Annotated in this window: 16 protein-coding genes; 11 read left to right on the forward strand and 5 right to left on the reverse strand. The window is 61.2% G+C overall.

What is annotated here, in order from left to right; genetic code table 11:
* Positions 1 to 26: 26 nt before the first annotated feature.
* On the reverse strand, positions 27 to 347 hold the full coding sequence (locus AC1DM5_RS18995; RefSeq protein ID WP_477820213.1) for a YnfA family protein: 321 nt from the start codon (positions 345 to 347) through the stop codon (positions 27 to 29).
* 106 nt (positions 348 to 453) lie between these two features.
* Here AC1DM5_RS18995 and AC1DM5_RS19000 point away from each other — a divergent pair, with 106 nt between their 5' ends.
* From AC1DM5_RS19000 to AC1DM5_RS19035, 8 genes are all read left to right on the forward strand, one after another.
* On the forward strand, positions 454 to 870 hold the full coding sequence (locus tag AC1DM5_RS19000; protein ID WP_477820214.1) for an NUDIX hydrolase: 417 nt from the start codon (positions 454 to 456) through the stop codon (positions 868 to 870).
* A gap of 51 nt (positions 871 to 921) precedes the next feature.
* A complete protein-coding gene (locus AC1DM5_RS19005; RefSeq protein WP_477820215.1) occupies positions 922 to 1,392 on the forward strand; it encodes a TIGR02301 family protein in 471 nt (156 codons plus the stop codon).
* A gap of 103 nt (positions 1,393 to 1,495) precedes the next feature.
* Entirely contained in the window at positions 1,496 to 1,753 is a 258-nt protein-coding gene (locus tag AC1DM5_RS19010; protein ID WP_007820178.1) for a hypothetical protein, read from the forward strand.
* A gap of 19 nt (positions 1,754 to 1,772) precedes the next feature.
* A complete protein-coding gene (locus AC1DM5_RS19015; protein WP_477820216.1) occupies positions 1,773 to 2,525 on the forward strand; it encodes a hypothetical protein in 753 nt (250 codons plus the stop codon).
* Positions 2,526 to 2,688: 163 nt separating this feature from the next.
* Positions 2,689 to 3,528, forward strand: a complete 840-nt coding sequence (gene ygfZ / locus AC1DM5_RS19020; protein WP_477975422.1) for a CAF17-like 4Fe-4S cluster assembly/insertion protein YgfZ — start codon at positions 2,689 to 2,691, stop codon at positions 3,526 to 3,528.
* Positions 3,525 to 4,133 carry an HD domain-containing protein gene (locus AC1DM5_RS19025; protein ID WP_477820218.1) on the forward strand — a complete coding sequence of 203 codons (609 nt, stop codon included), beginning with the start codon at positions 3,525 to 3,527 and terminating at the stop codon, positions 4,131 to 4,133. Before ygfZ ends, AC1DM5_RS19025 begins: the two co-directional genes overlap by 4 nt.
* A complete protein-coding gene (locus tag AC1DM5_RS19030; RefSeq protein ID WP_477820219.1) occupies positions 4,130 to 4,660 on the forward strand; it encodes a tyrosine phosphatase family protein in 531 nt (176 codons plus the stop codon). The genes AC1DM5_RS19025 and AC1DM5_RS19030 overlap by 4 nt, the downstream gene beginning before the upstream one ends.
* A gap of 54 nt (positions 4,661 to 4,714) precedes the next feature.
* A complete protein-coding gene (locus AC1DM5_RS19035; protein ID WP_477820220.1) occupies positions 4,715 to 5,653 on the forward strand; it encodes a mechanosensitive ion channel family protein in 939 nt (312 codons plus the stop codon).
* Between the two features lies 1 nt (position 5,654).
* Here the strand turns inward: AC1DM5_RS19035 and AC1DM5_RS19040 are convergent, their stop codons facing one another.
* Positions 5,655 to 6,170: a superoxide dismutase family protein gene (locus tag AC1DM5_RS19040; RefSeq protein ID WP_477820221.1), complete on the reverse strand. Its 516-nt coding sequence runs from the start codon at positions 6,168 to 6,170 to the stop codon at positions 5,655 to 5,657.
* Positions 6,171 to 6,296: 126 nt separating this feature from the next.
* Positions 6,297 to 6,638 (reverse strand): hypothetical protein, encoded by a 342-nt coding sequence (locus AC1DM5_RS19045; protein WP_477820222.1) that lies wholly within the window; start codon positions 6,636 to 6,638, stop codon positions 6,297 to 6,299.
* 471 nt (positions 6,639 to 7,109) lie between these two features.
* Here AC1DM5_RS19045 and AC1DM5_RS19050 point away from each other — a divergent pair, with 471 nt between their 5' ends.
* The 3 genes from AC1DM5_RS19050 to AC1DM5_RS19060 all read left to right on the forward strand — a co-directional run bounded on the left by AC1DM5_RS19050 (position 7,110) and on the right by AC1DM5_RS19060 (position 10,596).
* Positions 7,110 to 9,011, forward strand: a complete 1,902-nt coding sequence (locus tag AC1DM5_RS19050) for a putative bifunctional diguanylate cyclase/phosphodiesterase (RefSeq protein ID WP_477820223.1) — start codon at positions 7,110 to 7,112, stop codon at positions 9,009 to 9,011.
* A 73-nt stretch (positions 9,012 to 9,084) separates the two neighbouring features.
* On the forward strand, positions 9,085 to 9,729 hold the full coding sequence (locus AC1DM5_RS19055; protein ID WP_477820224.1) for an HD domain-containing protein: 645 nt from the start codon (positions 9,085 to 9,087) through the stop codon (positions 9,727 to 9,729).
* Positions 9,730 to 9,738: 9 nt separating this feature from the next.
* Entirely contained in the window at positions 9,739 to 10,596 is an 858-nt protein-coding gene (locus tag AC1DM5_RS19060) for an MOSC domain-containing protein (RefSeq protein ID WP_477820225.1), read from the forward strand.
* Between the two features lie 8 nt (positions 10,597 to 10,604).
* Here the strand turns inward: AC1DM5_RS19060 and AC1DM5_RS19065 are convergent, their stop codons facing one another.
* Together AC1DM5_RS19065 and recO are read right to left on the reverse strand one after the other, a co-directional pair.
* A complete protein-coding gene (locus AC1DM5_RS19065) occupies positions 10,605 to 11,600 on the reverse strand; it encodes an aldo/keto reductase (RefSeq protein WP_477820226.1) in 996 nt (331 codons plus the stop codon).
* A gap of 110 nt (positions 11,601 to 11,710) precedes the next feature.
* Positions 11,711 to 12,481, reverse strand: a complete 771-nt coding sequence (gene recO / locus AC1DM5_RS19070; RefSeq protein WP_477820227.1) for a DNA repair protein RecO — start codon at positions 12,479 to 12,481, stop codon at positions 11,711 to 11,713.
* Positions 12,482 to 12,510: the final 29 nt, after the last annotated feature.

Consider the following 12,510-nt stretch of genomic DNA (forward strand, 5'->3'; position numbering starts at 1 on the left):
CGCTGCACATCTTTTGCGGAATTGTTCTAACTGCGCGGTGCAAAGAGGATGATGGCCGTGCCGGCGAGGCAGACCACCGCGCCACCGATGTCCCAGCGGTCGGGAACGCGGTTTTCCGCCAGCCATAGCCATAGCAGCGAGGCGACGATGTAAATGCCGCCATAGGCCGCGAAGGTGCGCCCGGCCGCCTCGCTCGGCACCAGGGTCAGCAGCCAGGCAAAGAGCGCCAGCGACACCATGCCGGGTGCCAGCCACCAGACGGGCTTTGACAGCCGCAGCCAGGCCCAGAAGGCGAAGCAGCCGGCAATTTCGAAGAGGGCGGCAAGGGCATAGATCAGGTAGGTCACGGGCGTCTCGCAGGAATCGTGGAGCCATATTCCATGTAATGCCGATGGTTGCGCAAGGTGAGCCGCCCGTGGGATAAGGCGCCATCACAGCAAAGCGTGCGAAGCAATGACCTCCCAAGCCAAACCCGCCTCTTCCGCCATCCTTGAACGTGATGGCCGGTTCCTTCTCGTGCTCAGGCGAAACCCGCCTTCGGCCGATATGTATGCCTTTCCCGGTGGACGAGGCGAACCCGGCGAGACGCCCGAGGAAACGGCACTGCGCGAATTCCTTGAGGAGACCGGCATTCAGGCACGAAATCCGCGCCTGTTCTCCACCTATGACCTGAAGACGCATGCGCCCGATGGCAGCATCAGCAGCCATTTCTTCCTCTCCGTCTTCCGCGTCGAGGCGGACCGCCACCTGGTGGCTGAAGCCGCTGACGATGCGGCAGCGATCGGCTGGTACAGCGTGGAAGAGATCCGGCGCATGCCAGTGCCGCAAAGTGTGCTCGAATGCACGGAGCGGCTGGCGGCCGGCGAATGAAGCCCTCGCTAGAATAGAAGTGGAAATTGCCGCATCCGCCTTGTTCCTGTCATGCTCCCTGTATCAACTGGGAGCATGATTCCCGTTCGACGCGTTGTTTTGTCATCTCTCGTCTTTGGCGGCCTCGTCTGGGCCGGTCCCACAATGGCGCAAGGTGGGGCGCAGGGCGGCAAGAATGCGCCTCCGCCGGTGGAGGAGATAGTGCCGCAGGTTGCGACCGTACCCTATGACGACAAGCTGGCGCGGCTGGCTGAGGTTCTGGGCTCGGTGCATTATCTGCGCACGCTCTGCAAGGCGCCAGGGGCGGACGAATGGCGGGCCGACATGCAGCAACTGCTTGATTCCGAAACGAATGGGGAGCCGCAGCGCAAGGAAAAACTGACCGCAGCCTTCAATCGCGGATACCGAGCATTCGCCTCTGTTTACACGGATTGCACGCAGGCGGCCATCGTGGCAGAAGAGCGCTACCGTAACGAAGGTGCAACACTTGCCACAGAAATTACTTCGCGCTTTGGAAATTAACGTTTAATTAACCTGATTTCGCATGCGGCCGTGTCGTTTTGGGAAAAGGCTGTTAGTGTTGTTAACACAGCGGTAAGACATGAGAAGTTCTGAGGAAAAGATAATGGAACCAAGCCTCAACGACATCGACGACATGATCGTCCACGAAAAGATGCAGGCGGCTCTGGAATACCAGAACGAGGCTTGGGCTGACGGCATGGCCGATGGCATCGAGCCTGAAATCATTGCCGATGCTGCGATTGCTCATGCGCTGCGCGAGACGATCAGACTGCATGGAGAAAACAGCGCCGAGGCCTTGCTGGACTCGTTGCGCGACCGCATGCTGGCAGGTGAGTTTTCCACCAACAGGACCCTGCAATAGGGGCAATACAGAGAGTCTCATGCGTACCGGTAAAGATATTTCCTGGCGAATTTCGCTCGCGCCGGTCCTGTTTGCCATCGGCCTCGCCGCAGGCAGCATGCTGTCCGCTTCTTCCGCCTACGCGCTTTCCGAACTTCAGAAAATTCCGGGCCAGCCCGATGCGCCTGCCACGGCGCAGCAGAGCCCACAGCAGCCGGCTCCACCGCAGAACGGTTCGTCAGGCATTCCCCAGCCCGATCCGCTCGTCAACAAAGAGAGCGGCCAGAGCGTCGACAAGACGCCAGGCGCATCCGACGATTCCAAACCCGTCGAAGTGATCTACGACATCAGCAAGGCGCCGGAACCGGTGCGCAAGATGCGCGAACAGATCGTCGAGGCGGCCGCCTCAGGCGATCTCGAACGCTTGCGCCCACTGATGGGGACCGGTGCCGATCAGACCCAGGTGACGGTCGGCGAACCCACGGATGATCCAATCGGCACGCTGAAGGATCTCTCCGGCGATCCTGATGGCGACGAGATCCTTGCGATCATGCTCGACGTCATCTCGACCGGTTTCGTGCATGTCGGCCAGGGCACGCCCGAGGAAATGTATGTCTGGCCCTATTTTGCCGAGAAAGACCTGAAATCACTGACGCCGCCGGAACGCGTGGAGCTGCTGCGCATCGTCACGGCAGGCGATCTCTCCGACATGCAGGAATTCGGCGGCTATAATTTCTATCGCGTCGGCATCGCGCCGGATGGCAAATGGAAGTTTTTTACAGCCGGCGACTGATGCTGGAGCGCCGTGCGTCCATTCGGACGCACTAACTCCTTGAATCTACGTATCAGGCTTTCCGAAAATCGATTCCCGATTTTCGGGCCGATGCTGTAGAGCGCTTGCACCATCCGCTTCAAAGACTTACCTCTGAGCGATCACCAACGCGACAGGTTTCGCCATGCCAGCCGTATTCCTGAAAGACCGCTCGCTCATTGCCGTCGGCGGCGTGGAAGCGGAATCCTTCCTGCAGAATCTGATCACCACAGACATCGTCTCGCTCGGTGCGGACGAGGCGCGGCCGGGCGCATTGCTGACGCCGCAGGGTAAGATCCTGTTCGACTTCGTCATCTGGCGCGAGGGTGACGGCTTCATTATCGAAACGGATGCGGCCCAGCGAGAAGCCTTGCTGAAGCGCCTGACCATGTATCGCCTGCGCGCGCCGGTGACGCTGACGCCAGTTACCGAAGATGGTGTTACCGTCTCCTGGGGAGAGGATGCCGAAGAAGGCGTCAAGGACAGTCGCTTTGCCAAGGCTAATGTCACCGTTCTGCGTCGTGCCGGTCATCATGGCAGCGATGATGCGGCGCTCTACGATGCCTTGCGCATCGAGAATGGCATCGTCACGTCAGGACCTGATTATGCGCTTCAGGATGCCTTTCCGCATGATGTGCTGATGGATTTCAACGGCGGCCTCTCCTTCAAGAAGGGCTGTTATGTCGGCCAGGAAGTGGTGTCCCGCATGCAGCATCGCGGTACGGCCCGGCGGCGCGTCGTGACCGTTTCGGCAGGTGTCGCACTACCTGCCACCGGCACTGAAATCACCGCCAATGGCAAGCCGGTCGGTACGCTCGGCTCCGTCAAGGGGACGAGCGGATTGGCGATCGTGCGCACCGACCGCGCCGGCGAGGCCATGGCATCCGGCACGCCGCTGCTTGCCGGCGATGTTTCCGTGACGCTCAGCCTACCCGCCTGGTCTGGGCTCAGCTTTCCGACTTCCTCAGACGAGGCCAGCGCGTGACGACTGCGAAGGCTCCACGTGCCTGGCAACGCATGCTGTCCGGTCGGCGGCTCGATCTGCTCGATCCCTCGCCGCTCGACGTCGAATTGAGCGATATCGCCCACGGACTTGCACGCGTCGCCCGCTGGAACGGCCAGACGGCGGGTGACCATGCCTTTTCCGTTGCGCAGCACTGCCTTGTCGTCGAATCCATCTTCCGGCATTTCAATGAGGCCACACCTGGCGATTGCCTGATGGCGCTGCTGCATGACGCGCCCGAATATGTGATCGGCGACATGATCTCCCCCTTCAAGGCCGTCGTCGGCGGCGGATACAAGACGGTCGAGAAGCGGCTGGAAGCGGCCGTTCATCTCCGCTTCGGCCTGCCGCCGCACCCCTCCCGCGAGCTTAAGGACAAGATCAAGAAGGCCGATACGATCGCCGCCTATTTCGAGGCAACTGTCCTTGCCGGCTTCACGCCTGCGGAGGCGCAGAAATTCTTCGGTCAGCCGCGCGGCATCACCCGGGATATGCTCTCGATCGATCCCGTCCCGGCGCTCGAAGCGCAGCGGCTCTTCTGCGAGCGCTTCGCGGAGATCGAGGCGAAGCGGGGCATCGCGTCGTGACCGTCATCGTGGTTTCTCCACTGGCGCGCATCGCCGAAATGGCCGTGCGGCACAAGGCGCGCGAGATGATCAGCCTGATGGCGAAGGAGCAGGCCTTTCACCGGCCGGGCGTCATCCAGGCCGACCGGCATCTGCTGCTCAACATGAACGACATTTCCTTCAAGGGAACGGGCGATCTGGTGGCGCCCGACGAAAAGCATGTGCGGGCGATCATCGATTTTGCCGCCGGCTGGCAGCAGGAAGCACCGCTGCTCGTCCATTGCTGGATGGGCGTGTCTCGCTCGCCTGCCGCGGCGCTGATAGCGGCTCTCTCGCTCGCGCCCGAGCAGGAGGATATGGCGCTTGCCCGGCGGCTGCGAACCGCCTCGCGCTATGCGACGCCGAATGCTCGGATTGTCGAAATCGGCGATGCGCTGCTTGACCGGCGCGGCCGGCTCGTCGATGCCGTGAGAGCCATCGGCCGCGGTGCGGATGCCGACGGCAACGCGCCCTTCGTGCTGACCGTCAGGGACAATTCAAACGGTTGACGCTCCTCACCCCTGCTCCATCTAGCCTTCGACAAGGCATTCGAGGAGCACGTGATGGAACAGCAGGCCACCGACCTTATCATCGCAACCCGCTCAGCGCTCGATCAGGCGAGCGCGCTTGCCGTACAATATTCCTTCTCCATCCTCGGGGCGCTCATCCTGCTCATCGTCGGCTGGTTGATGGCGAACCTCGTCAGCCGCTGGGCCTATGAGGGCATCTCGCGCGTGCGCGGCATCGACGAGACGCTCGCCCGTTTCTTTACCAATGTCGTGCGCTATGCGATGCTGGTGTTGGTCTTTGTCACCGTTCTCGGGCAGTTCGGCGTGCAGACGGCATCGATCATCGCCACTCTCGGCGCCGCCGGCCTTGCCGTCGGTCTGGCTCTGCAGGGCACGTTGCAGAATATCGCGGCCGGCATCATGCTGCTCGTGCTGCGCCCCTTCCGCGTCGGGGAGTATATCGAGACAAGCACTGTTACCGGGACGGTGCTGGAGATCGGCCTCTTTGCCACGGAGCTGAAGACGGGAGACGGCCTTTATCGCCTGGCGCCCAACTCAACGCTCTGGAATACGCCGATCACCAACTATAGCCGCCAGCCCACCCGGCAAAATGATCTGAAGATCGGCATTGCTTACGAGGACGATCTCGATCTGGCGATGGAGACGCTGACGGGGCTCGCCAATGCCGATAAGCGTGTCCTGAGAACGCCCGCGCCGAGCGTATTCGTCGACAGCCTTGGCGACAGTGCGATCTATGTGACGCTGCGCTATTGGGCATCGACCGGCGACTGGTGGAACCTCAGCCGCGACATGATCAAACGCGCCAAGCTTGCCTTCGATGACAAGGGAATCACAATCCCCTATCCGCAGGTGAACTATAATCCGGTACAGCTGCTGGCGCCGACCAACCCGGCCTCCGTTCCGGAAGAAAAGCCGATCGAGGCTCCGGCCCGCAAGAGGACGCCGAAGGCATCCCCGCAGACGCAGCCGTAATCTATTTGATCACGCCGCAGGCGATCCTGTCGCCGGCGCCGCCCGAAGGCTGGCTTCGATAATCATCGGAATCGGCATGCACCATCAGCGCGCGGCCACGCACACCATCCTCCCTGCCATCGAGCGAGATCATGGTGTCGAAGACCTGTGCGCGCAGGATGCCGTCCTGACCCACATATTGGTTCGGCATATCGCCGGCATGCGGCCCCTTGGCGGCCAGGAAACCATGCTCGGCCTTGGTCGGATTGAAATGACCGCCGGCCGATTGATGATGGGTCGCGGCATCGCAGCGGCCGATCTCATGAATATGGAAGGCGACCCATTTGTTGACGGGCAGGCCGGAGATTTCCGCCTCGATGAAGACACCACCATTGGCCGCAGAGGTCAGCGTGGCGCGGCCGGCCTCCTTGCCGTCAGGGCCGATAAAATTTGCCGTTGCCGTCTGCTTGTCCTGGGCAAAGCCTTGGGACGCCGCCGCAAGCAGCCCCAGGGCAGCGATGGTGCATATGATTTTCATCCGGTTTCCTTCCGTTTCGGGGACTGTGTCCCAACACCTCACGAAGGAAGGTGTTCCTGCCTGCATAAAAGGCAAGAAAAAGCCGGCCACGAGGCCGGCTCGACTGCTGCAGCCAACGACTAGGGCTCAGGCGGCGATACCGAAATCGAACTCGCCGTAGGTATTGCGATAAATCTGCATCGCCTGGTCATCGGCATCAGGGACAACCTGCTGCAGCGCATGGGGGACGGCTGTGCCGGTTGGCGAGCCGTTGTCGCTGTATTCCATCATGAGCGCGACGAGGCTGCTCGGATATTGCGGCTGCGCGTTGTCAGCATCATGCTCTTCGAGAAACTCCCTGATGATGCCGGGCTTCTTATCTGCCGCACGTTCCGTGCGGCTCAACACGCCGTCACCATTGGCATCAAGCCGCGAGAGCGTTGCCAAATATGCATAAGAGATGTCTGGAACTGATGAAATAACAGTCATACAAACCTCCGTTCACCGCTTTTTCCGGTGAGAGTCTGTACGCAATACACGGGTGGAAAATATCAAAGGCTGGATCGTTGACTAAACTGATTTGCGGCTTCGGTCAATAAGCTGTTAACTCTCGATTAACTATAGTTGACAAAGTGTAACGATCCATTTTCGCAACACTTTCCAATCACCCCGGAAATCCAGGTTTCCTCGGTATTTCAGTAGTTTGCGAGATACAAACAAATTGCCGGCTAGCTATAATGGGCCTCCGAGTTGCAACCGATTATTAATCGGCCCGGTAGAAGATGCCGCTCGCGAGTTGCCGGAAATGGCCACCTGCTGCTTACAAAAAAAGTGATTCTTGCATTCATTTTAGAAAGGTCTTTTTCATGCCCGGCGCGATATGGCACCTTTGCCAATCGAAGACGCCTTCGCATTTTGCCATGCTTCCATCGCAATCGTCCCGCGAGGGGACTCGTGCGCATGAAAGCTGAGACGCTTTTCTGGCAACAGTGCACGCAGGCCGTCGATGAGGACGGATCGATCGATGCAGAGCATCTGATGGAGCTCGTCATCGCGACCTATCGCAGCCATGAAAGCGAATATGACGAAATCGAGCGCAGCGCCGGGACGTTGCTCATCGAAAACCGCGAATTGCAGAAGACGATCAGTTCCACCACGCAGGCCCTTGCAGAACAGCGCAAGCTCTTCGAAATCGTCCTGAACAACCTGCCGCTCGGCCTCAGCGTGTTCGATGCGGACCAGCGCCTGACCCTTTCCAACCTGCGCTTCCGTCAGCTCTTCGGCTTTAGCGACGGCGACGTTGTGCCCGGTACGACGATTGCCGACCTGATGCACAGGACGCGCGGCACTGAGCAGGCCGGCGCCAGGACACGCAGCAGGAAGGAAGGCCAGGAAGCCTCCTCGAAGGCAGGGCGCATCCGCCGGCGCGAATGGCTGATGGATGACGGTCGCATCATCCAGAGCGTCGTTACCATCCTTGCCGACGGCAGCAATATCGCCATCCATGCCGACATTACCGAAGACCGCAAGGCCGCCGAGCGCATTACCTATCTCGCCCATCACGATCCGCTGACCGGCCTGCCGAACCGCATTCGCTTCCGCGAGCAGCTCGATGCGGCCCTTGCCGAGCGCAAAGAAGACGAGCAGATCGCGCTCGTGCATCTCAATCTCGACCGGTTCAAGTCGATCAACAATACGATGGGTGTTTCGGCCGGCGACAAGATCCTGCAGCAAGTGGCAGAGCGCATCCGCGCCTCGGCCGGCTCGGAAAACATTCTTGCCCGTCTCGGCTCGGACGAATTCGCGATCCTGCAGACGCGCCGCCAGCAGCCGTGGAACATCACAGCACTCGCCGACCAGATCCGCCGTGAGCTCAGCGAACCCTTCTTCCGCGGCGACAAGCAGGTGGAACTCAGTGTTTCCATGGGCATTTCGATCGCCCCTGACGACGCTGTCGAGACCGATAAGCTGCTGCGCAATGCGGCGATGGCACTCTCCCACGCCAAGGCGGACGGGCGCCGGCATGAACGCTTCTTCACCGTCGAGATGGACGAGAAGATGCAGGCCCGCCACGCGCTGGAGGCCGACCTGCGGGCCGCCGTACACAACGAGGAATTCGAGCTTCACTACCAGCCGCTCTACGACCTGACACAGCATCGCATCTGCGGCTTTGAGGCGCTGATCCGCTGGAATCATCCGGTGCGCGGCCGGGTCTCGCCGATGGATTTCATTCCGCTTGCCGAAGAGGTCGGCCTCGTGGTCGATATCGGCCGCTGGGTTTTGCGCCGCGCCTGCAACGATGCAGCGCAATGGCCCGAAGATATCAAGATTGCCGTCAATGTCTCGGCCATCCAGTTCAGCAGCAGCGACCTGCCGAAGGATGTCGGCGAGGCGCTTGCTGCCGCAGAACTTTCGCCTTCGCGTCTCGAACTGGAGATCACCGAAAGCGTGCTGATGGAAAATCGTGATGAGGTAATGCCGATCCTGCATGCGCTCAGGGAACGCGGCATCCGCATTTCCATGGACGATTTCGGGACCGGTTATTCGTCGCTGAGCTACCTCTCGAGCTTCCCGTTCGACAAGATCAAGATCGACAAGTCGTTCGTGAACGACATCGCCGAGAACAGGGAAGCACATGCGATCATGCGCGCGATCATCCTGCTTGGCGATGCGCTCGGCATGCGCGTGACCGTGGAGGGCGTGGAAACCGCAGAGCAGATGGCGCTGCTCGAACGCGAGGCATGTGACGAGATCCAGGGCTATTATATCAGCGCCCCAAAACCGTTCGGCGACGCGACCCGCATGTTATCCATGCCGCCAAAGACGAATGGCATTACGCCGTTCGCCAAGCTCCGGCGCTGATCGCGGCACGTTGCGACTCGCCGGCCAAGCCGTTATCGACGGTATACGAACCCTTTGAAAACCGGTGACGACGATGTTCAAGGCCGAAGCCTTCTCTCCACACGAGTCTCTGGCTGTGGAGCTCATTCCACATGCGACCGAGGGTGACGACGGGTCTCACGACCTCGCCCATATCCTGCGTGTCTTCCGCAATGCCATGCGCCTCCACGCCGCAGAAGGCGGGAAGGGCCACGTGCTGGCCGCTGCCGTGCTGCTGCATGATTGCGTCGCCGTCGAGAAGAATTCGCCGCTGCGCGCCCAAGCATCGGCACTCGCCGCAGAAAAAGCGTCGCGGATCTTGAAAGAGCTTGGATGGGGCAATGAGGATATCGCTGATGTCGCCCATGCGGTGACCGCGCACAGCTTCTCGGCGAACGTGCCACCGGAAACGCTGGAGGCGAAAATCCTGCAGGATGCCGACCGGCTGGATGCCATCGGCATGGTCGGTGCGGCGCGCTGTTTCTATATTGCAGGTCGGCTCGGATCGGGCCTCTACGATCCTTTCGATCCGGCTTCCGAGGACCGGCCGCTCGATGACAAGCGTTATGCGATTGACCATTTCCAGACGAAGCTGTTCAAACTGGCGGATGGTTTCCAGACCCGGACCGGCCGCGAACTGGCCGCGGCCCGCGACAGGAGCCTGCGCGACTTCCTCGCGGCATTTATGGATGAAATCTAGGAGCCTATGATGCGTGTCAGCGATCTCTTCATCTACCCGCTCAAGAGCGCCCGTGGCATCGCCCTGCCCTCTACCGAGATCGATGCCTATGGCCTGCCCGGCGACCGGCGCGCCATGGTGACGGACGCGGACGGACATTTCATCACGCAACGCGAGCTCCCGGCCCTTGCCCGCATCGACGTACGGCCCGAGGCCGGCGCCTTCCGGCTGCTGATGCAGGGCAAGCCTGATATCGCCGTACCGCCGCCGCATCCGGACCGGCGGCTCGATGTCATAGTCTGGAAATCGGCCGTCAGCGCCGCCGTTGCCGACGAAGACAGCAACGTCAGGCTTTCGGAATGGCTCGGCCGCGAGGTAAAGCTCGTCTTCTTCGACGACGAGGCAGAACGAACGGCCAATGCCGAATGGGCGGGCGAAAACACGCCGGTGACCTTTACCGACGGCTACCAGATCCTGGTGACGACGACGGGATCGCTGAAGGCGCTGAACGCCGATCTATCAGCCCATGCCGAAGGCGGCGTCGGCATGGAGCGCTTCCGGCCGAATATCGTCATCGATACGGACGAGGCCTGGGCGGAGGACCGCTGGGCCGCGATCGAGATCGCCGGCATCCGTTTCGATCTCGTCAAGCCCTGCGCCCGCTGCATCATGACGACGCAGGACCAGTTGACAGGGTCACGCGAAGTGGCGAACCCCATGCCCGCCATGGGTCGCATCCGCATGTCGGGAGACCGGCGCGTGCCTGGTCCGCTTTTCGGCTGGAACGTGACCCCGCACGGTACCGGCAGGGTCACGATCGGCGACGAGGTGAAGATCATCGATGCGCGGCCGGAAGGCTGGACCTTCAAGGTTCGCGCCCGAGCCTGAACCCGGTCTCAGACGCGGGCCAGTGCCGCGTCGATCTCCGCCATCACATCGGCCGGCAATGGACCCTTTTCCAGTGCGCGGGCATTTTCCTCGACCTGAGCGACGGTCCGAAAACCGGGAATGGGCAGGGTGCGCGGCGAGCGCGCCCAGAGCCAGGCGAGCGCGCCCTGCGTCAGCGTGCGTCCGTCAGACGTGAGCAGGCTGCGTACGGCATCGAGCCTTGCGGCAAATTCCGGCGCGATGCGGCCATCCTTAAAATAGACCATCCATTCGAGTGCTGCACCGCGCACGTCCTTGGCGCCCACGGCCTTGTCCGGCGTGAACTTGCCTGTCAGCAGGCCCATGGCAAGCGGACCACGATTGATGGAGATGAGACTGTTCTTTTCGACGACATCGATCATCTGGGGCACGGGCTCGAAGACGTTCATCGTATGCTGGATCGAGACGAAGCCCGACCGACTGGCGTGGCGGGCGGCGCGATCGGGGAAATCCGTGCTCCAGCCGAAGGCATCGATCTTGCCCTCTGCCCGCAGGGCCTGCAGCGTATCGAAGACCTCGTCGGACTGTTCCAGCGGAAAATCGTTGAGATGAAACTGCAGAAGATCGAGGCGCGCGCGCTTCAGCCGGCGCAGCGACGTCTCGACGGACTGGCGGATGAAGGCTGGATCCGCAAAGGCGCCGGTCGCCTGCTTCGTTTCCGGATTGGTGGCAAAACCGAACTTGGTGGCAATGACGATATCGGCGCGATTGCCGATCGCCTGTCCCAGAACCTCTTCCGAATGGCCGGCGCCGTAATTCGAGGCCGTATCGAAAAAGCGAATGCCAAGGTCGATCGCGCGATTGATCGCGGCGATGGATTCATTGTCGTCCACCTCGCCCCATCCGAGCGGCGTATCGCCCGCGAAGAACGGACCGCCGATCGCCCAGCAGCCCATGCCGAGGCGGGGAACCTCCTGTCCGTTCCAGAGCGTGATGGTGGTCGATGTATCGGGCCTGGTCAGCATGGCTTCCTCCTTGAGCGCTTAGAGACTTTCCATTGACGGAGAGATAGGGGTGCGGCGCATGAGGGTAAACCGCCAAAACTGAAGACCGTTTTGCAGGGATGAAAAGCCGCTCAGGCAGAAAGCTCATCCGGCCGCAAAAGCGTCCGCGCAGCCGGATTTAGCGCTTTAAGTGCCGCTTGAACGAAACCTTCACGCGCTGCCGAAGCCTCCAGACCACGCGGTTCATAGACATAGCGATGCAGAAAGAATCCAGTCAGACGGAATGCCTCCGTGAGGCTTTCGAAATCGGCCGCATGGTTTTCCTGCGCACTCAGGAATGCCGGCAAAAGCAGCATCTTGTCGGCCCAAGGCTCTCCGGCACCGCGGCTCACGGCACGGCCGGATTTCGGCGAGACATAGGCGAGATCGGCGCGGGTCCCAGTCGCCGCACATTCGGTAAGGTCGAGCCCGAAGCCAAGGTCGTTCAGCACCGCAAGCTCGAAGCGTACGAAAAGCTCACCGGCATCGGTGGGATTGTGGAGATGATCGAGGATGACTTCCAAAGCCTCGAAGAGATGCGGATGCGGATCGCGCTCCGGCAGCAGGCGCAGCAGGGCGCCCATGGCCTGCACGCCGTAGACGGCGGTCGCCGTCTCCATCAGACGTGCGGCGCGTAGCTTTACCGGTTCGAGGCGGAATTCACCGAGATGTTCATCCAGCCGGGCACGCCAGGTGACTTCCACCTCATTGCCGGGCTGCAGCACCGGCTGCATGGTGCGCGAACGGCCGGAGCGAACGAGACCGAGATGACGGCCGCGCTCACGTGTCATCACCTCGGCGATGACGCTCGTCTCGCCGTGGCGCTTGACGCCAAGAATGATCGCCTGGTCCTGCCATTGCATCGGAAAACCGTCCTTCAGCCTGCCGATTC

The organism is Rhizobium sp. 01T437, from assembly GCF_056398505.1.